The following is a 20,057-nucleotide window of genomic DNA, read 5'->3' on the forward strand; positions in this document are numbered from 1 at the left end:
CTTTTTTGTTTTATCTTCGAGCGTATATTTTAGAAATTATTTATGGAATTTTTAAGTAGTCCAGAAGCCTGGATATCACTACTCACATTAACTGTTTTAGAAATCGTACTGGGGATAGACAACATTGTCTTTATATCCATTTTAGCAGGAAAGCTCCCGCAAAACCAGCAAAAGAAAGCGCGTCAAGTAGGTTTGGCCTTAGCCATGATTACCCGTGTGCTACTGCTAATGTCCTTAAGTTGGATCATGAGACTTACCACGCCGTTATTTAACATTGGTGATTGGATTGGCATTACGGACACTGTTTGGCTTGAAAAATTGGCTATTTCTGGCAGAGATTTAATCTTACTGATAGGAGGTTTGTTCCTCATCTATAAAAGTACCCACGAGATACATAATAAACTAGAGGGGGAGCATGAAAGCGAAGGCAATGTAAAACCACATTCTTTTACCGGCACCATTGTCCAAATTTTGATTTTGGACATTGTTTTCTCTCTTGACTCAGTTATTACCGCGGTGGGCATGGCCGACCATATCGAAATCATGATTGCTGCCGTAGTCATTGCAGTAATTATCATGATGATCTCTGCAGGTGCCATCAGCAATTTTGTAAACAAGCACCCAACGGTAAAAATGCTCGCATTATCATTTCTGTTGTTAATTGGTGTTTCATTATTAGCAGAAGGCTTGGATCAGCACATCCCTAAAGGTTATGTGTATTTTGCCATGGCATTCTCTGTTTTGGTTGAGATGTTGAACTTAAGAATGAAAAAGAACTCATCAAAACCCGTTAAGCTGCGCAACACTCCAGTAGAAGAAGAAAAGAAATAATTTTCTCAATAAAACATATCAAAAGGGCTTCGGAAACGATAGCCCTTTTTTACTGGCCAAATGCTTATTCCAAGCCACAGAGAAGCTCGTTTCGCTTTCTCTCTTTTCCACTGCCGACTTTTTAATACCTTTGCTCCTCAATTCAAAACTATGGTATCTTTTTTCGAGTCGAATTTAGCAGAGCTTTCTGTACATCACGTTGGCAATAAAACAAACGAAGAATATTATTCGCTTTCCGACAGTTCTATGCACATAGACGACGAGATGCTCAACCAACTGTTAAAGCAATATTTTCTTTCTCCTTTCCAAAAGGTAAATGAGGTTTATCGCTTTACGCAGCACAGTAACGATTTAAACTCGAACGAAATATACCGTCTTGCCTCAGAAATATTTGCAGATGGCGGATTGTTTCATGAAAACAGTAAAAACATAGCAACCTACCTATTTGAAGTGGCAGACCATCCAAAGGTTAAAGGCGGAGAGCTATATGTAGGTTACTTTGAAAACGTACAAATTGAAGGCGACCTACATGATGCCATTGGAATTTTTCGCTCAGAAAGTAAAGAAAGCTATATCAAGGTCTATCCTGAAAATGGCAATTTTGGCATCAGCTATGAACAGCAAGGCATCAACATCAATAAATTAGATAAAGGTTGCCTGATCTTCAAAACTGAAGCTGAAGAAGGCTACAAAGTAGTTGTGATCGACACCACGAGCCGTACTTCAGATGCCGCCTACTGGAAAGACCAATTCCTGATGTTAAAGGTAAGGAATGACAATTTTAACCAAACCCAAAATGTAATGGATGTCTACAAGCACTTCGTTACTGAGAAATTAGATCAAGAGTTTGATGTTGAAAAGACAGACAAAATCGATTTGCTGAACCGATCGATGAAATATTTTAAGGAGAAAGAAACCTTTGATATGGACGAATTTGCCAATGAGGTAATTGCCAACGAAGAGGGTATTGAGCTATTTAAAAATTACAAACAATCTTACGAAGAAGAGTTCGACACTCAAATTGCCGATAGCTTCGATATCTCCAGCGCTGCTGTAAAAAAACAAGCAAAAGACTTTAAAAGCATCCTGAAACTGGATAAAAACTTCCATGTCTACATCCACGGAAACAAGGACATGATAGAGAAAGACTACGATGCGGAGAAAGGAATGAACTGCTATAAACTTTATTTTAAGGAAGAACAGTAAATTTATGACAGTTCGTTTATGAAATCATACCCGTGCTATTGTTAAATTAGCACATGCCAATTCCTAAAAAACTGCTTAGCCGCAAAGAAGAAATCACTAAAGATTTTTTCGCCTTGCTTGATACTCATATTGAAGACATTTTGTTTGGGCGAACTGAACAAATGTATCATATCAAGGATTTTGCGGCAAAGCTGTTTATTCACCCTACGCATTTTAGCAATACCATTAAACTTACCACAGGCTACTCTCCTTGCCATTTTGCAGAACAAAGGGTAATGGACGAAGCCAAAAAGATGCTGAGCCAAACCAACAAACCCATCAATGAAATCAGCTTCAGGCTAACCTTTGCTGACCCAACCAATTTCACCAAGTTTTTTAAATCATTTGAAGGGATTACCCCTAAGCAATACCGAAAACAACTGATGGAAAATACTTAAACTGTCACCATTTTTGAAACCATGCTAGCCTTGATATTTGTATAGAATTTAATTAAAATGATCATGGGAACACACAAAATAGCACTAGTTACGGGCGCAAGTCGTGGCTTGGGCAAAAATATGGCCATTGCTTTGGCACAAAAAGGGAATGATGTCATCATCACTTATCACAGTAAAAAAGAAGAGGCTGATGAAGTGGTAAACACCATTGAATTTTTAGGCAGAAAAGCAGCCGCCATACAATTAAACGTTGGAGAAGTAAAAACTTTTGGAGACTTTGCCGAACAATTAAGCCTTGTTTTAGATGAGAAATGGAATAGAACAAGCTTTGATTTTTTGATCAATAATGCGGGCATTGGCATCAACACTCCATTTGCCGAAACTACCGAGGAACAATTCGATTTGTTAACGAATATACATTTCAAGGGAGTGTACTTTCTTACCCAAAAACTATTACCCTTAATTGCTGATGGCGGACGAATTGTTACCGTTTCAACCGGCTTAACTCGTTTTGCGATGCCGGGTTATAGCGTTTATGCTGCTTTAAAAGGGGCCATTGAAGTGCTTACTAAATATTTAGCGAAAGAACTAGGCGCAAGAGGAATTGCGGTTAACACCATTGCTCCTGGAGCCATAGAAACCGATTTTGGCGGGGGTGTAGTGAGAGACAACGAACAAGTGAACAAAGTAATTGCAGCCAATACGGCACTAGGAAGAGTGGGTTTGCCTGACGATATTGGAGGGGTAGTTGCATTCCTATGTTCCGAGGAAGCTCGCTGGGTAAACGCACAACGACTAGAAGCATCTGGTGGCATGCATCTGTAGAATCTTAGCATATTTTCAGTAAAATGTTGTGATTTAGAGTTTAAAGGATTAGTTTTAGTATTTTGAACCTAACCTTTATATGAACCACGAACCCAAAACCAACAACATTTTCAAAGTTATTGGGGCGTCCTCTTTGGGGACGCTCATTGAATGGTACGACTTCTACATCTTCGGTAGTTTGGCCACCATCATCGGATCCCAACTTTTTCCTTCAGATGCTGGCGCATCAGCCCTCATCAACACTTTAGCTATTTTTGCCGCAGGCTTTATTGTAAGGCCCTTTGGCGCTTTAGTATTTGGCCGCTTAGGTGATTTAATTGGCCGTAAATACACCTTTTTGCTCACTTTGGTGCTCATGGGTGGCTCTACGTTTTTAATTGGCCTAATCCCTTCGTATCAAAGTATTGGCTACGCGGCTCCTATTTTAGTCTTAATTTTAAGATTAATACAAGGTTTGGCCTTAGGTGGTGAATATGGTGGCGCAGCTACTTACGTTGCCGAACATGCTCCAAAAGGCAAACGCGGGTTCTTTACCAGTTGGATACAAACCACTGCAACCTTGGGCTTATTTCTTTCCCTTGGTGTAATTGTAATCACCAAAAATATCATCGGTGCCGAACAATTTGCCGACTGGGGCTGGAGAGTTCCTTTCTTACTTTCGATTGTATTGATTTTGGTATCGGTCTACATCCGTATGAAGATGCACGAATCACCTTTATTCAGCAAACTTAAAAGTGAAGGGAATATTTCTAAAAACCCATTGAAAGAAAGCTTTAGCAAAAAATCGAACTTTAAAATGGTGTTGTTAGCACTATTTGGTGCAGCTATGGGACAAGGCGTAGTCTGGTACACCGGACAATTCTATGCACAATCTTTTATTGAAAACACTTGTAAGGTAGATTTCAACGATTCACGATACATCCTGCTTTGGGGCATTGCCTTTGCCACGCCATTCTTTGTGGTATTTGGCGCTTGGAGCGATAAAATTGGCCGAAAATGGATCATGCTTACGGGGATGTTATTAGGTGTCATTTGCTATCGTCCCATTTACCAAGAGTTTTTGGACCGAACAGATGTAAGCAATGTGGCCCCTACTGAAATCAAAGAAATCTCTGCACCAACCACTTTACGCACAGCGATACATGATGCAGCTCCCATTGTAGACGTACATAATGCATCCACTGCCGTAAAAACAGCGGTACATGAACGCGGCGATAGCTTAGTAACCACCACAACCATCGTGAGTTTGTTGGATGGTTCTTCTTTCCATAAAGTACAGGTAGACACCGTATATGCTGATGCCAGCAAAGCGATTGGACATGCTCCAGTGCTTTACAAGGACAAAAAACTAGCTTCCAATGATTTTTGGGTGTTCGTAGGATTAATTTTCTTCCAAGTATTGTTGGTGACCATGGTGTATGGACCAATTGCAGCATTTTTAGTAGAACTTTTTCCAACCAAGATCCGCTATACTTCTATGTCTTTACCTTATCATATTGGAAATGGCGTATTCGGGGGCTTAGTGCCTTTTGTGGCTACTCTAATTGCCAGCTTTAAAGGTTCTACACCTTTATCAGGACTGTGGTATCCTATTGGTATAGCGGCACTCTGCTTTGTAATAGGCACCATTTATTTATCTAACAAAAGAGACGAAAACGTAAACGACTAGACCATGAAAGCATTAAAAAGAGTATTAGGCATTATATGGATCTTATTAGGTCCACTTTCAACCATATTTATGTTTTGGCAAGCTTGGGACAAAATCAGTTCGGCTTCTGCAGGAATTGACCAAACCAACACGGCCCTCCAATGGGGCATTATTCTGCTCATTTATATTCCAATAGCGGCAGGATTGATGATTTTTGGAAAATATGCGCTAGCGGGCGAATTTGACGAGCTGCCAACTAATTCAGAGGAACTTTAAAACCGACCAACACTATTTGAAAGCCCAGCGGATTAATTTTCGTTGGGCTTTTTTGTGAAGTAATATACATCCGGACGTCATTTCGAGCGGAACACAGTAAAATCGAGAAATCTAACGCTTTAACTATGACGTTCCTCGTATCATCTCTAGTAACTATAACAAATTCAAAACCTTCAATTCTCAGGAAAACTTTGTGCTCTTTACGTTACTTTATAAAGTCTTCGCGGTAAATTAAATTGCTAAGAAAGGATAAGATACGCAAAGACCGCAAAGCAGCCATGCAGCATACTAAAGCACATATTCATCATTAATAGGCAAAATAGGAGGAGGAACATCCTCTTCGCCCATCATTTGCAGCAAATTAATTTCTATAGTCCTGGTAATTTGATTTAAAGGAATACCCGCTACATTATTTTCAAAAGGGTCGACCAAGTTCATCCCATTGATTTGGGTAGACACAAACACAAAACCAATCATCCAGCCCATAAAAATAGACCAAACGCCCATTTCCTGACTAATTACCAAAGTAAAAGTCACCACAAAAAGCCAAATAAAAACCTTGGTTAAATAACTGTAAGTAGTAGGGAAAACTGTGTTTTTAATCCTTTCACTCATGCCCATTTGGTCACTAAACCTTACCAGCAATTCGTTAATCTGCATAAACTTAAAGCCATCTATTTTTCCACCACTGTAAAGCTGTTCTAAATCTTCAGACTGTTTATGTAAAATGGCATTATGAATATTGGCCTGTTTTTCTACTTGTTGGCGTTCTTCCTCATCTAAATATTTTACATAAATCAAATCTACCGTTCCACGCAACTTAGCCTTTAAAGCATATAAAAAAGCAATGTGCCTACGGACCATTTTCTGCACAATCACATTATTTTCATCGCTTTGCGGAACATAGCTGAGCAAGCTACGTGCAAATGAACGCGAATCGTTCACCAAGCCGCCCCAAACTTTTCTGGCCTCCCACCACCTATCATAAGCTTGGTTATTGTTAAAACCAATAAAAAAAGCAATGGCCGTCCCCAGTACCGTAGGGATAATGGTTGGAATTGAAAAGTGGTAGGCGATGAGATATTCACGAATAAAGTAAGCTCCCATACAGGAAGCAATCATGATGATATCTACATACCATGTGTTGATGATAATTCTACTTAGTCGAATGTTGTTGACAAGAAGCATAGGATTTTTGGTTTGTTAACAACAAATTAGAAAAATAGTTAGATATTTTTTCAAAAATTAAACTACCCGCAACAATAATCCCTTTAAATATTCTCCTTCTGGGAAAGACAACCTTACCGGATGATCTTCGGGTTGGCAAAATTGTTTAATGATCTGTACTTCCTTACCAGCGTCCAAAGCCGCCCAAGCAATAATCTGTTTAAAGGTTTCAATATCCACCGCACCAGAGCAAGAAAAGGTAGCTAGCAAACCACCACTTTCCAACAACATCAAACCTCTACGGTTTAAATCTTTGTATGCCCTTGCCGCCCTATCCAAAGCCGAACGTGAGGGTGCATACTTTGGCGGGTCCAACACTACTACATCAAACTTTTTGTCCTCATCATTAAATTGGCGCAACTGTTTGTTCACATCACTTTGGATAGCGATATGCTTAGAAGCCTCAAATTGGTTCAATGCGATGTTCTGCTTTAAAGTTTCAATGGCTAGGGCCGAGCTATCTACACTTGTCACTTCGGCAGCACCTTGGGCAAAAGCATTCAAGCTAAAACCACCGCTGTAGCTAAAACAATCCAACACGGTTTTACCCTTACTGTACGAAGCCAAGATGCTCCTGTTATCACGTTGGTCACAATAAAAGCCAGATTTTTGTCCTTCGGCAATATTGATGTGGTATTTAATACCATTCTCTTTTACTTCAATAAACTCGGCAGGATTTTCACCCCAAAGCAAACCATTTTCGGCGGTAATTCCTTCGTGGGTACGAGCCGTCGCATCACTTCTATCAAAAATTCCTTTGGGTTTTAAACGTTCCACCAACACTTTAATGATCGTCTCTTTCGCCTTTTCAATGCCCGAACTTAATATTTGTACCGAAAGGAAATCTGCATAACGGTCAACAATCAACCCAGGTAAAAAATCAGCTTCGCTAAAAATCAAACGGCAAGCTGTGGTTTCTTCATTTGCCAACAAATGCGCTCTACCATCAATGGCAGTATTTATTTTTTGTGCATACCAAGCTTCATCAATGCCCACACTTTCATCCCATTCCACCAATCTGATGGCTACGCGTGATTGGTCGTTATAATAACCGTAGGCTAAAAATTCACCTTGCGCATCCAATACCTTTACTACATCCCCATTTTCAGGCTTTCCCTTTACCTTGTCCAAAGCGCCAGAAAACACCCAAGGATGTCGTTGATACACTGCTTTTTCTTTTCCCTTTTTTAGCTTGATTTCTACCATAGGGCAAAGGTAATAAAACAAGGTCTATAAACACAAAGACGCAAAGAGCTCCAAGAAATAAGACGTTAATTTCCCAAATAAATCTTAGTGTTTTTCGTGCCTTTGCGGTTTAATAGTATTTTTACCACATGGAAGAAATTAGCTGGAATGATTTTGAAAAAGTTGAGCTAAGGGTAGGCACCATTATAGAGGCCTTTGAATATCCCGAGGCACGCAAACCTGCCTATAAAGTAAAAGTTGATTTTGGGGAGTTTGGCATTAAGATGAGCAGTGCGCAAATTACCAAACATTATACCCTATCAGATTTAATTGGCCGCCAGATTGTTGGGGTAATCAATTTTCCCAAAAAACAAATTGGCAAGTTCATGAGCGAGTTTTTGGTCACTGGCTTTGCCGACGAAAATGGGGATATTGTACTGAGCAGCGTAGAGCGAAAAGTGCCAAATGGTAGTAAGTTAATTTAGCTAGAAGTTGCCAGTCCGCAAGTCCGATGATATCTGCTAACAATTCCAACAGTTATAACAATTAACCAAATGTCCTTCTATAATTTCGAAGAAAACACCAACCCGCAGCAAGAAGACGAGCACTTCATGCGCTTAGCGCTCAATGAGGCAAAAAAAGCTTATGATGCGCAGGAAATACCCATTGGTGCTATAATTGTTTGTAAGGGTAAAGTAATTGGCAGAGGCTACAACCTTACCGAACAGCTTAATGATGTGACGGCACACGCCGAAATGCAGGCGTTTACTGCCGCAGCACAAACCTTAGGCGGCAAATATCTTAAAGATTGTACTTTGTACGTGACCATTGAACCCTGTGTAATGTGTGCTGGTGCCAGCTACTGGACACAAATCAGCAGGATTGTTTATGGTGCCAAAGAAGAAAAGCGAGGCTTTACCAAAATCAACCAAAACCTTTTGCACCCCAAAACGTTGTTAACAGGAGGGATTTTAGCCGAGGAATGCGGTAGTCTTATGTCGGCTTTTTTTGTTAATAAACGCAAGTAATATTGACAAACAATTGAATAAAACTTAACCTTTCTCTGCTATATTTGTAGAGATAACATTTAAATAACCTTAAAAATAAATATTATGGCTTTTGAATTACCTGCGTTAGCATACGCAACCGACGCTTTAGAACCACATATCGACAAAGCAACCATGGAAATTCACCATGGCAAGCACCACCAAGCTTATGTTACCAACTTAAACAAGGCTTTGGAGGGCAAACCAGAAGCAAATGCCAACTTGGATGACATCATCAAAAACATTTCTAAATACCCTGCTGCAGTTCGCAACAATGGTGGTGGTCACTATAACCACTCTCTATTCTGGACTGTTTTGGGCCCAAATAAAGGTGGTGAGCCAACTGGCGATTTAGCTAAAGTAATCAATGATACATTTGGTTCTTTTGCTGACCTGAAAACAAAAATGCAAGATGCTGGCGCAACCCGTTTTGGTTCTGGCTGGGCTTGGCTTTCAGTAGGTGCAGATGGTAAATTGTTTGTGTCTTCTACGCCTAACCAAGACAATCCTTTAATGGATATTGCCGAGCAAAAAGGTACACCTATTTTCGGTATCGATGTTTGGGAGCACGCCTACTACTTAAAATACCAAAATAAACGCCCTGATTACCTAGCGGCAATTTGGAATGTAGTAAACTGGGATGCTGTAGCTGAGCGCTATAAAAAAGCACTAGGTAAATAATTCGATTTTCTTTTTTAGAAAAGCAATAGAGCGGGACGTCGGATACGATAGTCCCGCTTTTCGTTTTAATCTTTTTGTCACTGTCATCCACCCAGTTGTTTCCCAAATTTTTCCTAAATTGCAGCATTAAACTATAGTAAAAGCACCATGAAAAAGTTTTTATCTGCTCTTTTATTTGTTTCGGCACTAGTTAGTTCTGCCTTGGCCCAACAAAAAATGCCAACTCCCGAAGAACTGGCGAAAAAGAATGTAGACGAACTGGAAACTCGTTTAAAGTTAACTGCTACGCAAAAAAGCGTTATTTATAACTACGCCTATAATTTAGCAAAAGAGCAGATTGCCTTGAGCAAAAAACAACAGGCTACTGGTTACAATGATGAAGAAATGTCGAAGTTATATCGCTTAAACAACGAAACCAATAAAAACATTAAAGCGGTATTAAAGCCTGAGCAGATTATTGAGTTTGACAAAGTAATTGAAGACCGTTTAAATGGTGTAGACCCAACCAAGAAAAAGAAGAAAAAGAAAAAAGGTGAAGAAGAGGAAAAAGTAGTTGGCATTGAAGGTCTTAAATCTGGAAGCGGAACTCCGTGAGGCTACTGCTACTCGACTATTTTTTAACCGCTCTACATCTTGTCATTATTGGCCTTAACCTATTTGTGTGGATTTGGCCAAAAACCAGAAAACTACACCTATACATTGTAGGTATTACCTTATTTTGCTGGCTAGTTCTTGGCATTTGGTATGGCATAGGCTATTGTCCCATTACCGAATGGCAGTGGAAGGTTAAAACGGAACTGGGAGAGACTAACCTGCCCAATTCGTTTGTAAAATATCACCTGGATCACATCGTCGGTTTTAGCGTTCCCGATACCACAGTTGATATCATTACCTTGGGAACCTTTTTAATTGCAATTGTTTGCTCGGTAAAAATGAACTTCTTCAATAAGAAAAAGACTAATAAACAACGATGAAGATTCTAAAAATAATTGCCCTCCTTTTTTGTTTCTTGGTAAACAAAGCAATTGCCCAAACCAATCAAATTTCCTTTCAACTGACTGCGCATAATAATATCGCCGTTAAGACAATTATCAATAAAAAAGATACTGCAATCCTGATGTTTCATCTGGCGGCCTCGTCCGTAACCTTAACAGAGGAAGCTTTGAGAAAAATCAAGAGTGTAAGATTTGAAAGAACCGACAGCGTAAGCAGCTGGGGCGGATCGGGAAATACTTCTAGGTTTAGTAGCGGAAACGAATTACAGATCGGAAATTTCTCTTGGGCAAAAACACCAATTTGGGAAAATAAAAATTCTGGTCCGAATACTGATGGTAAATTTGGATTAGACCTGTTTAAAGATAAAGTAGTGGGCATTAACTTTGAGAAAAGCACCATTACCGTTAATGAGGAACTCCCAAAAGACATTGGACAATATCAGAAACTAAGTATTGATTACCATGACGAGATGATGTTTGTATCCGCGAATTGCGAGCTCGGAAATTCCACCGTTAGCAATAAGTTCCTAATCCACTCTGGATATGCGGGTTCAATATTATTTGATGATCAATTCTCGAACACGAACAAACTATCGGAGCAGCTTAAAATCACCAGCGAAAAACAGTTAAAAGATTCCTATGGTAATGTATTAAAGACCAAAAAGGCAATCCTTCCAAATTTTATCTTAGGCCGTTTCAATCTTAAGAATATTTCGGTCGGCTTTTTTGATGGCGCTATAGGTCGTCAAAAAATGAGCATATTAGGAGGTGATATTTTAAAGCGTTTTAACCTTATCATCGATGCCAAACGTCAATTCATCTACCTAAAGCCAAATAAGCTGAAAAACATGGATTACTTAGATATATAACCACATTACAGATTGTATTGGCTTAAATCCCAACAACATCTTTTTTCTTCCTATTCTTCATTCCTTTTGGGATCAATGTTAAGATTTCCTCCTTCAAGGCATTTAACATTTTCTTTTTTACAAAGCTTTTATGGGTAACCAAACTAATTTCCCTTACTGGCTCTGGGGACCTAAAGTAACGAACCTTGTTTAGCTGTTTGCTGTTCAGATCGTGCAAGGAGAGTTCGGGAAGTAAAGTAGTACCATCGTTCACGTCTACCATTCTGATCAGTGTTTCTACGCTTCCGGTATTATAAGTTAAAGCCTGTAGTTTATTATTCTTGGTGGATCGGCAAATATTTAAAACCTGCGACCGCATACAATGGCCTTCGTTAAGTAACCAAATATTCTCTTCTTCAAAATCTTCCGCATCAATGGCCTTTTTCTTAAATAATTTACTGTTCTTACTTACATAACCCACAAAAGTTTCATAGTATAATGGCTGTTCAACAATGTTGGCATCTACCAAAGGGGTCGCCAAAATACCGCAATCTATTACCCCTGTTTTTAAATGATGAATAATATCTTCGGTGGTATATTCCCAGATCATCAATTTTAGTTCTGGATACTTTTCTAGCATTGCCGCAATCACTTCGGGCAACAAGTAAGGTGCTATGGTAGGAATAATCCCAATTTTTAACTCTCCAGTAATATCTTGTTGCTGATTGCTGATAATCTCCTTGATCTTGCTGTTCTCTTGAAGCACAATCCTTGCCTGTTCAATAATCTGAGAGCCTATTTCTGTTGGGGTTACGGGCTGCTTGCTACGATCAAAAATCTTGACATTGAGAAATTCCTCTAGCTTTTGTATTTGCATACTCAAGGTCGGTTGGGTTACAAAACATTTCTCTGCGGCACTTACAAAACTGCGATAAGTGTCAACGGCAACAATATATTCAAGCTGGACGAGTGTCATATAGTTAAAATTGATATTATATACATTACACTATAAATTTAGAAAATATTGCCTTCACTCGCTATAAAAAAACCAATTATAATGTCAAAATTCCCATAAAGCATTATTACAAAGGCAAAATTACAAATCTAAAAATACTCATTTTTGAGTATTTGCCAGCGCTTAAACTAGCCCTAGCTTTGAGATATCAATAAATCTTATTAACATGAAAACAAGTAAAAAATTATTTCTATTATTGGCCGGCTGCTTTTTTGCTTTTGGCTGCGAGCTTTTTGAAGAGGAGCCTGAGGAGGAAAAAAAAGTAGACAACTCTACTTACACTTACTCCTACACTTGTCCTACAGGGAGAAAAAACACTATTCAAATTCCCAACCGCTTATCTGCCACTTGTAAAGCCAACTGGGAGTATTACGCCCGTACTTATGGCTGTAATGATGCTGATAATTTTCCGGAAGCAAATAGGAGAAAAGCACAATGTCCTTAAGATTTTTAACTATTGCACTACTTTGCTTTATTGGAGGTGGTGTAAACGCTCAAATAAAGCTCACTTCAGGGCAATATACCACCGAGGATGGTTATTATACGGTTACTATTAATTTTGCTGACAAGGAACTTACCTTAATTGAACCTAACCGCACGTCGGTATACCACAAGCTTGAAGGAAATGTATTCCAGTTTATTCATCCTACCAATAAAATCGACTATAGGATAGAGGTGATGAGCCCAACAACCATACAAACCTTTAAACCTGCGGCCAATAGCAGTCGCTATACGCTTACGCTCAGCAGCAAGAATACAACAGCTTCCAATGAGCAGTTCAATACCTATTTTGCACTTGCCGAAAAGTATAAAGCTAAGATGTTAAGCGATAAAAAGGATGCTCAGTTGTGGTCTTTTTGCGCAGCGGCAGCAATGGCCCGCAGCAGTATGAATGAGGAAGGATTTAAGGAGTACGCTTCAAAAGTGGCTTCCTCGATGAAGCTGATTACCGTGAATAAATCCAAATGCCCTTGCGAGGATGCAATCCCCGTGGACATTTGGAATGGTGCGAAGTAATTTCTTGAAAAGACTTACTTAACGGTGTATTCTTTGCTTTGTATAGTGTGTGCACTAAAATAACCTATCGCCCCGCCTTTAATGTTGGTTACCGGGTTAACAGGTGCCGCACTATCGCCACCGCCTTGTGCGCCGTTATCTACGCTGAACCAATATTTGTAAACAGGCTCATCAATAGTTAAAAACTCTAGCTTGATTTTATCCCCCTTTTTGAGTTTGGTTTCATCAGTAAACTCATAAGGAAAAATGGTTTGGTTCACCTGCTTCCCATCCGTAAATTCATCATTTGAAGCCATGATAGACTTGGTGTAAACACTGTTTTTATATTCGATAAAGCGATAGAAGTTTTTCACGCCAATGGGATCGGTATACTTTACATGTGTGAATATCCTAGGTCCGTCAAACAAGCTCAGCTCAAATTGGTAAACATCTTCCAAAGGGACTACCGCCGGCATTACGCAAGTAGAAGTAAACACCTCGGTGCCAATCGTTATTTTCAGTTTATAGGTTTGCGTTGGTATTCCCTTTAAGGTGGCATGGGTATAAACACCTTTATTAGTGCTTTCGGTAATACGGGTAATGTTTCCTTGTTGGTCTTCTATTTCTACTACGGCACCTGAAACACCTGCAAAATCATTGGTGCTTTTAAAACTCTTGGTTTTACTAATGAGCACCCTTGTACCGTTGGCCTGATCGGTCAAATTGGCTTCAATTACATATTTTTCAGCAGCGGTATCTAATTTAAGGTCAATAACATCCTCACATGAAGAAAGGCAAACCACTATTGCAATTAGGGAAAAGATATATCTTAAGTTATTCATTTCAGAGAAGTTTAAAATTTGAAATTATAAGAAACAGAAGGCAAGAACTGAAACAAGGTAGTACGTACCACTTCTGTCCTCGACGGATCGTTTTCCGCTTCGCGGAAGGTAATTGTATAGGCATTTTTCCGACCATAAGCGTTGTATAAGCTAAAGGACAATTCTGAGCTAAAGTTCTTTCTCTTTTTCAGTTGAAGGTTAGCCCCCAAATCTAAACGGTGATAAGATGGCATACGATAAGTGTTTCTATCCGTATAGTAAAAGAATACTTGGCCATCCATATTATACTTTCCAGTAGGGAAGGTTATGGCATCACCAGTATAGTAAATCCACGAGGCTGATAAGCTCCATCTCTTATTTAATTGATAAGAACCTACCAAAGCAACTTCATGGGTACGGTCCTGACGGGCATTGTACCAGTTACCGCCATTAATACCATCAATCTGTCTTTCGGTTTTAGAAAGTGTATAGCTTAACCAACCTGTAAAATCTCCTTTCTTCTTTTTAAACAAGACCTCTAAACCATAAGCCCTGCCAATGCCATACAATAACTGAGTTTCAATATTATCAGAGTTAAAGGTTTCGGCGCCATCACGATAATCAATCTGGTTGTCCATACTTTTGTAATAGCTTTCTACGTTCAACTCAAAGGCATTGTTAAATAAATTTCTGTAGTACCCTACGGCAAACTGGTCAGAAACTTCAGGTTTTACCATCAAAGAACTTGGCAACCATTTGTCGCTTGGTCTGCTCGACGTAGAATTGGAAATCATGTGCATGTTCTGTGCGTTTCTTACATACGATGCTTTTACAGAACTTTGCTCATTCAACAGGTAGCTTAATGACAAACGTGGCTCTAAATTCAGATAGGTTTTTACCACTTCGCCCTTTTTATAATAGGTTGAATTAATCACATTGCCATTAGGATCAACGGTTAAGAAATCGCCACCCCCCAATACGCTGAAACCTGTTAAACGCACACCAAAGCCAATGTTAAGTTTGTCAGTTGCTTGCCAATCGCTTGATGCGAAGATTGCATTTTCCAATGAAAATCTTTTCTGATAGTTCACGGAGTTATAGCTCGAAGCCCCTTCCGAACTGATTTCACCTGGAGTAACCTTGTGATAAATAGAGTTAAAACCAAACTTCACCAAGTTTTTATCAGAAGCCTGCCAAAAAAAGTTGTGTTTTAAGGCCCAATCATTCAATTGCGAATAAATCTGTACATTATCAATCCCAGTGTTGATCTGGATCTTATTTTGATAGCGGGTAAATGAGGCCGTAGTGGTTGAGTTCAATTTTGAAGAATACAGGTGTTTCCATTGTGCACTTGCAATGGCATTTCCCCAGGTTAGCCCAAAGGTTTTGGCTATCCCCAGTTTATCGCTGCCCAAATAACCACTGAAAACCAGCTTGTCATTTTCTCCCAACTGAAAATCGGCCCTACCATTTATATCATAGAAATACATGGTGTTTTGATTAATGGTACTATCAGGTGATAACCTCAATAGTGCGTCGACATAGGTTCTTCGGGCAGACACCAGAAAAGAAGACTTTTCCTTTTGGATGGGGCCTTCCAAGGTAAGTTTAGATGAAATTAAGCCAATGCCTCCTGAAGCCGAAAACTTCTCGGCGTCGCCTTGTCGCATTTTGATATCTAGTACCGAGGATAGGCGACCACCATATTGCGACGGCATACCTGTTTTGTAAACGGTAATATCTTCTACCGCATCGGGGTTAAAGGTGGAGAAAAACCCCAACAGGTGCGCTGCGTTGTAAACCGGAACATCATCCATTAACACCAAGTTTTGATCTGCCGCCCCACCACGCACATAAATACCGGCACCTCCTTCTCCTGCCGATTTAATTCCGGGCAATAATTGGATGGCTTTCATCACATCCCTTTCACCAAAAATAAGTGGAATATTTTTAATGGTTTTCATGGTCAAGCGCTCAGCACCCATTTGAGGACTGGCCAAGCTTCGGTCATCTCTTGTGGTAGAAATCACGATCTCATCAAGATTGTTGGCACTGTCTTCCAGCTGAAAATCAACCTCGTGGTTTTTGTTCGCCTTTACTGATTTACGTAGAGAGTTCATTCCTACGGCACTGATCAAAAAGGTATAATTCCCGGCTTTAAGTTCTACCTCGTAATAGCCAAGGCTATCGGTCATGATATTACGTTTTTCTTCCACAATGTGAATGGTAGCTGCCTCAATAGCGCCATCAGAAGATTTCACACGACCAGAAATTTTAAAAGTTTGTTGAGCAAAGGATAAAAAGCAGATGAAGAGTAGAGGAACGAGTAGTTTAAAAATTTTCGATGTCATTTATGTGTTGGGGTTTGTTGTTAATGAATGGTTTTTAATGATATGACAGCAAGAACTGTACATACCCCTATGCAGTCATTAATTTTTTTCGCAAGTTAAATAGTTTATAGGCACGTAAATCTTAATAAAACGTTAAATTTCTTATTAAGACCCTCTTTTTCCGTAATAGTTACTTCGCATGGAGAACGAAATAGACAATTAAATCTTATTTTTGTGCATTAATTTTTGAAAGTGGGAAAAGATAAATTAAGAAAGTTTGCTGAAATCAACACCTTTCCAAACGTATATCAGTTAGAGGCAGGAAAAGTTTTAAAGGGAAAATGGGCGAAAGATCATTTTAAAAACGACCATCCCGTTGTAGTGGAATTGGCTTGTGGCAAAGGCGAATATGCCGTTAACCTTGCAAGGTTATTTCCTGAAAAAAACTTTATTGGCGTAGATTTAAAAGGAAACAGGATTTGGCGTGGGGCCAAAACCGGAGTAGAAGAAGGCATTACTAACTTAGCTTTTCTACGTATACAAATTGAAGACTTGCTTGAGTATTTTGATGAAAAAGAAATTGATGAAATTTGGATCACTTTTGCCGATCCTCAGCCCCAAATCAGTAGAGAGCGCAAGCGCTTAACTTCTCCGTTCTTCTTATCCAAATATAAGGTCTTGCTCCGTGATGGAGGGAAGATTAACCTTAAAACAGATAACGACGGTTTGTATGGCTATACTAAGGAAAAAGTAGCGGAACTAGAATTGCTCACCCATAAAGACACTGATCATTTGTACCAATCTGATTTGGTAGACGAAGTACTTTCCATCAAAACGCATTACGAAAACATCTATCTTAAAAAGGACAAAAACATTAATTATATTCAGTTTTCTTTTAATTAGCCAACTATCCGTCATTTCAAACGAAGAATGAGGAAAAATCTAACGAATAGCTTTAAAATATGCATTTTGCTAGATTTAGCTCCGCTGATTTTCAATTCTCTCTGCGATCGAAATGACGAGCACACTAGGTTTAAACTTTTCAATTAAAATGGATGCCAATTTCTATGAACAAGTTTATGAAGTAGTAAGGCTGATCCCAAAGGGAAGAGTTACTTCATATGGTGCCATAGCCAAAGCCTTGGGCGCAGCCAAATCTTCAAGAATGGTAGGTCACGCCATGGCCTACGCCGGCTCTGCCAGTCCTAAAATTCCAGCCCATAGGGTTGTAAACAGTAGCGGCCTGCTAACAGGCAGGTTTCACTTTTCACCTCCAACATTGATGCAGGAGCTACTGGAAAAAGAAGGAATAACGGTAGTAAACGACAAGATAAAGAACTTCAAAAAAGTGTTTTGGGACCCTTTGCAGGAAATATAGTGTAGTTTTTTGGGTGGTTGGTTTTTTTAGTTTTTTGGAAATCTAACCAACAAAAAAACCAAACAACTAATCAACAAAAATAACAGCCAAACATTTAATCATTCAAAACTCAGTCATTCAACATTATAACCATGGGAAAATTAGTAGAAGAATTTAACAGCTATCGTACCAAAATGAACGATAGGGTAATGGAAACCGCCAATACCAACATCAAACGTTTCTTTGCATTGGATACCACCTCTTACGCCGAAGGAGCCTTGAACGTAAAGACAAAAGAAATGCTAGGCTTAGTAGCATCTATGGTTTTAAGGTGTGACGACTGCATTAAATACCATTTGGAAAAATGCTACAATGAAGGGGTTACCAACGACGAAATGAACGAAATTTTCATGATTGCCAATTTGGTTGGCGGCTCTATTGTCATTCCACACTATCGCAGAGCCGTAGAGTTTTGGGATGATTTGCAGCAATAATTTTTTACAGACTTCCTTTTTACAGACTTACGAAGTTTTAAAAACTTCGTAAGTCTTGCCATAGATCGTAGTTCGTAAATCTGAAATCGCAACTCCCCTTACTTCACAGATTCGTTATATGATTTCACCAAGGCAATCAGCATTTTTTCATCAAAAACCTCTGTAGCCTTAATACTTTCCGTTAAGCCCTCGTCGCCCGTAAGTTTTTGAAGCAATAACGCTTTAGTAGCTGCTGTTCTTGACCCATCGGCAGCAATTTCTTGTATAGGCCCAGTTCCAGGCTTTTCAATAAAATAGAATACTTTAGCTTTGGGCGGCGCTCCTGCAGGCTGTTCTGGTGCGGCTCTTCGACCTCCCAAGTTAATGCTCACACCGCCACCTAGTCCGCCACCAATACCACCGGTGCCCATACCAATACCCACCGAAGGACGGGCCTTTACTCTTGGCTGTGTGGTTGGTTCCTCTACTCCAGAAGTGCTTCCGTAAGCGTATAGGTTAACTTTGCCGCCTTCTATCAGTTTAAAAAATTTGATGGCCGCTTTTTTGCCCACAATAATGGGTTTACTTTCGTAAGTATCGCCATTCCACAAAAACGACTTAATATCTTTGGCTTTATATTCTTTAACACCTTGGTCTTCTAGTTGTATAAAAACAGATTCGAAGTTAGTTCCTTTGATTTCCCCCCTTACAAAATTACCTTCGCTAATGAGCACGGCATCTTGCGCTTTGGCACCTAGCGCCAACAAACAGAAGACCATAACAAGCTTTAAAACTTTCATATTCAAATTAACGCAAAATAATGTAGTGTTGTTATGATGATAACATTTATTAACAATCGCGATTTAATCGTGAAGAACACAAAGTCAAGACCGTTAATGATCAATTTAGTCTTTGCATCACTTTGCGACAACTTCAATAATCTTTGCGGTGAAATCTAATCGCAAAAAAATAAGATGTTCACCAAGAACGCAAGGACAAAAATTTGCGCTCTTACTTAAAGTATTCCCCTATTTTTCCAGTGTTTGTTTCCGGATTTAACTTCACATACTTTTTAAAGTTGTTTCTCATTTGGCCAAAGGCGTAGTCAGCTTCATTCCCAAGGTCTTTGGCCAAGGCATAATACTTGCTAAAAACATAGCTTCTCATTAAATAACCCATCAACATTTTATCTACCTCTTTATCCTCCACTATTGGCCCCACTTTATCTTCGTCTACCAATTTGTGCTGATCAAAATTCTGGGAAATATAACTCATCACCTCTTCTGCATGTAAAATAAGCTTCGAACCCTCCTCCGCCTGGTTAATTTCTTCTATCTGCTGTAAAATGGGTTCTATTTCTTTTTTAAGAAGCGCAGGTGTCAGTGCAATCATGCCTTTAGGCACATAATATTTATCCGATGTTTTGTAGGGATCTACATATAAGAAAACAGTATCGCTACTTTCGGGATTAACCAGAACATATCGGTCTACAATTCCCTTACTCCCGCCCTGAGTACTTCCCCGTTTCGAAAAATCTATCTTTTCACCATTTGGCCACCGATAGGAATTGAACAGTCGTACAAAGCCCGCATTTCTTGACTTAGGGTTAGCCATATGGATAAAAGCACCACTTTCAACGGGCTGTTCCAAAGTCCCATAAGTGGGTTTAACTTCATTAACAAGGTTTTCGAACTGCAAAACAGCAAATACTTTAGGGTATTGTGCTTGAGAACAGTATGCGAGTAGCACTAAGCTAATTAAGGAGAGAAAATGTTTCATAAAATTGTTTTAATCTATTGATGATTAAACAGTAGAAAATACATAACCGCCTAAAAAATAAATTATATACTTCAGCTATGC

24 protein-coding genes are annotated in these 20,057 nt (G+C 39.3%); 17 read left to right on the forward strand and 7 right to left on the reverse strand.

Annotated features, from left to right (window positions below):
- The first annotated feature begins 42 nt into the window (after positions 1 to 42).
- The 6 genes from ABDV71_RS01530 (at position 43) to ABDV71_RS01555 (ending at position 5,223) form a co-directional block, all read left to right on the forward strand.
- On the forward strand, positions 43 to 831 hold the full coding sequence (locus tag ABDV71_RS01530; protein ID WP_343530657.1) for a TerC family protein: 789 nt from the start codon (positions 43 to 45) through the stop codon (positions 829 to 831).
- Positions 832 to 981: 150 nt separating this feature from the next.
- Positions 982 to 2,037 carry a nucleoid-associated protein gene (locus tag ABDV71_RS01535; RefSeq protein ID WP_343530658.1) on the forward strand — a complete coding sequence of 352 codons (1,056 nt, stop codon included), beginning with the start codon at positions 982 to 984 and terminating at the stop codon, positions 2,035 to 2,037.
- 53 nt (positions 2,038 to 2,090) lie between these two features.
- Positions 2,091 to 2,474 (forward strand): AraC family transcriptional regulator, encoded by a 384-nt coding sequence (locus ABDV71_RS01540; RefSeq protein WP_343530659.1) that lies wholly within the window; start codon positions 2,091 to 2,093, stop codon positions 2,472 to 2,474.
- A 63-nt stretch (positions 2,475 to 2,537) separates the two neighbouring features.
- Positions 2,538 to 3,299, forward strand: coding sequence for an SDR family oxidoreductase (locus tag ABDV71_RS01545; RefSeq protein ID WP_343530660.1), 762 nt, complete (start codon positions 2,538 to 2,540; stop codon positions 3,297 to 3,299).
- 79 nt (positions 3,300 to 3,378) lie between these two features.
- Positions 3,379 to 4,968, forward strand: a complete 1,590-nt coding sequence (locus ABDV71_RS01550) for an MFS transporter (RefSeq protein WP_343530661.1) — start codon at positions 3,379 to 3,381, stop codon at positions 4,966 to 4,968.
- A gap of 3 nt (positions 4,969 to 4,971) precedes the next feature.
- Complete coding sequence (locus ABDV71_RS01555; RefSeq protein WP_343530662.1) at positions 4,972 to 5,223, forward strand: DUF6814 family protein; 252 nt, start codon at positions 4,972 to 4,974, stop codon at positions 5,221 to 5,223.
- Between the two features lie 288 nt (positions 5,224 to 5,511).
- On the opposite strand, the gene ABDV71_RS01560 is transcribed toward ABDV71_RS01555, so the two are convergent.
- Both ABDV71_RS01560 and ABDV71_RS01565 read right to left on the reverse strand, forming a co-directional pair.
- On the reverse strand, positions 5,512 to 6,411 hold the full coding sequence (locus ABDV71_RS01560) for a bestrophin family ion channel (protein WP_343530663.1): 900 nt from the start codon (positions 6,409 to 6,411) through the stop codon (positions 5,512 to 5,514).
- A 57-nt stretch (positions 6,412 to 6,468) separates the two neighbouring features.
- Positions 6,469 to 7,656 carry a class I SAM-dependent rRNA methyltransferase gene (locus ABDV71_RS01565; protein ID WP_343530664.1) on the reverse strand — a complete coding sequence of 396 codons (1,188 nt, stop codon included), beginning with the start codon at positions 7,654 to 7,656 and terminating at the stop codon, positions 6,469 to 6,471.
- 128 nt (positions 7,657 to 7,784) lie between these two features.
- On the opposite strand from ABDV71_RS01565, the gene ABDV71_RS01570 reads away from it, so the two are divergent.
- The 6 genes from ABDV71_RS01570 (at position 7,785) to ABDV71_RS01595 (ending at position 11,226) form a co-directional block, all read left to right on the forward strand.
- Entirely contained in the window at positions 7,785 to 8,120 is a 336-nt protein-coding gene (locus ABDV71_RS01570) for a tRNA-binding protein (RefSeq protein WP_343530665.1), read from the forward strand.
- A gap of 69 nt (positions 8,121 to 8,189) precedes the next feature.
- Positions 8,190 to 8,663: a nucleoside deaminase gene (locus ABDV71_RS01575; protein WP_343530666.1), complete on the forward strand. Its 474-nt coding sequence runs from the start codon at positions 8,190 to 8,192 to the stop codon at positions 8,661 to 8,663.
- A gap of 84 nt (positions 8,664 to 8,747) precedes the next feature.
- Positions 8,748 to 9,362, forward strand: coding sequence for a superoxide dismutase (locus ABDV71_RS01580; protein WP_343530667.1), 615 nt, complete (start codon positions 8,748 to 8,750; stop codon positions 9,360 to 9,362).
- Between the two features lie 147 nt (positions 9,363 to 9,509).
- A complete protein-coding gene (locus ABDV71_RS01585) occupies positions 9,510 to 9,956 on the forward strand; it encodes a hypothetical protein (RefSeq protein WP_343530668.1) in 447 nt (148 codons plus the stop codon).
- The gene (locus tag ABDV71_RS01590; protein WP_343530669.1) at positions 9,953 to 10,336 is read left to right on the forward strand and encodes a DUF2784 domain-containing protein; all 384 of its coding nucleotides are present in this window, start codon (positions 9,953 to 9,955) and stop codon (positions 10,334 to 10,336) included. Before ABDV71_RS01585 ends, ABDV71_RS01590 begins: the two co-directional genes overlap by 4 nt.
- Positions 10,333 to 11,226 (forward strand): hypothetical protein, encoded by an 894-nt coding sequence (locus ABDV71_RS01595; protein ID WP_343530670.1) that lies wholly within the window; start codon positions 10,333 to 10,335, stop codon positions 11,224 to 11,226. The genes ABDV71_RS01590 and ABDV71_RS01595 overlap by 4 nt, the downstream gene beginning before the upstream one ends.
- A 22-nt stretch (positions 11,227 to 11,248) precedes the next feature.
- Here ABDV71_RS01595 and ABDV71_RS01600 read toward each other — a convergent pair whose 3' ends face one another.
- Positions 11,249 to 12,181 (reverse strand): LysR substrate-binding domain-containing protein, encoded by a 933-nt coding sequence (locus ABDV71_RS01600; protein ID WP_343530671.1) that lies wholly within the window; start codon positions 12,179 to 12,181, stop codon positions 11,249 to 11,251.
- A 205-nt stretch (positions 12,182 to 12,386) separates the two neighbouring features.
- Between ABDV71_RS01600 and ABDV71_RS01605 the strand changes: the two genes are divergently transcribed.
- Together ABDV71_RS01605 and ABDV71_RS01610 are read left to right on the forward strand one after the other, a co-directional pair.
- Positions 12,387 to 12,665: a hypothetical protein gene (locus tag ABDV71_RS01605; RefSeq protein WP_343530672.1), complete on the forward strand. Its 279-nt coding sequence runs from the start codon at positions 12,387 to 12,389 to the stop codon at positions 12,663 to 12,665.
- Entirely contained in the window at positions 12,656 to 13,237 is a 582-nt protein-coding gene (locus ABDV71_RS01610) for a hypothetical protein (RefSeq protein ID WP_343530673.1), read from the forward strand. The genes ABDV71_RS01605 and ABDV71_RS01610 overlap by 10 nt, the downstream gene beginning before the upstream one ends.
- A 14-nt stretch (positions 13,238 to 13,251) precedes the next feature.
- Here ABDV71_RS01610 and ABDV71_RS01615 read toward each other — a convergent pair whose 3' ends face one another.
- Positions 13,252 to 14,058, reverse strand: coding sequence for a DUF4249 domain-containing protein (locus ABDV71_RS01615; protein ID WP_343530674.1), 807 nt, complete (start codon positions 14,056 to 14,058; stop codon positions 13,252 to 13,254).
- Between the two features lie 11 nt (positions 14,059 to 14,069).
- A complete protein-coding gene (locus ABDV71_RS01620; RefSeq protein ID WP_343530675.1) occupies positions 14,070 to 16,388 on the reverse strand; it encodes a TonB-dependent receptor in 2,319 nt (772 codons plus the stop codon).
- Positions 16,389 to 16,619: 231 nt separating this feature from the next.
- Between ABDV71_RS01620 and trmB the strand changes: the two genes are divergently transcribed.
- The 3 genes from trmB to ABDV71_RS01635 all read left to right on the forward strand — a co-directional run bounded on the left by trmB (position 16,620) and on the right by ABDV71_RS01635 (position 18,218).
- Entirely contained in the window at positions 16,620 to 17,270 is a 651-nt protein-coding gene (trmB, locus tag ABDV71_RS01625; protein WP_343530676.1) for a tRNA (guanosine(46)-N7)-methyltransferase TrmB, read from the forward strand.
- A 148-nt stretch (positions 17,271 to 17,418) separates the two neighbouring features.
- The gene (locus tag ABDV71_RS01630; RefSeq protein ID WP_343530677.1) at positions 17,419 to 17,745 is read left to right on the forward strand and encodes an MGMT family protein; all 327 of its coding nucleotides are present in this window, start codon (positions 17,419 to 17,421) and stop codon (positions 17,743 to 17,745) included.
- 131 nt (positions 17,746 to 17,876) lie between these two features.
- Entirely contained in the window at positions 17,877 to 18,218 is a 342-nt protein-coding gene (locus ABDV71_RS01635; RefSeq protein ID WP_343530678.1) for a carboxymuconolactone decarboxylase family protein, read from the forward strand.
- Between the two features lie 98 nt (positions 18,219 to 18,316).
- Here ABDV71_RS01635 and ABDV71_RS01640 read toward each other — a convergent pair whose 3' ends face one another.
- Both ABDV71_RS01640 and ABDV71_RS01645 read right to left on the reverse strand, forming a co-directional pair.
- Positions 18,317 to 18,997 (reverse strand): hypothetical protein, encoded by a 681-nt coding sequence (locus ABDV71_RS01640; RefSeq protein WP_343530679.1) that lies wholly within the window; start codon positions 18,995 to 18,997, stop codon positions 18,317 to 18,319.
- Between the two features lie 211 nt (positions 18,998 to 19,208).
- Complete coding sequence (locus tag ABDV71_RS01645; protein ID WP_343530680.1) at positions 19,209 to 19,976, reverse strand: hypothetical protein; 768 nt, start codon at positions 19,974 to 19,976, stop codon at positions 19,209 to 19,211.
- Between the last annotated feature and the right edge of the window lie 81 nt (positions 19,977 to 20,057).

The sequence above is a fragment of the Pedobacter sp. genome, assembly GCF_039594775.1.
Lineage (GTDB): Bacteria > Bacteroidota > Bacteroidia > Sphingobacteriales > Sphingobacteriaceae > Pedobacter.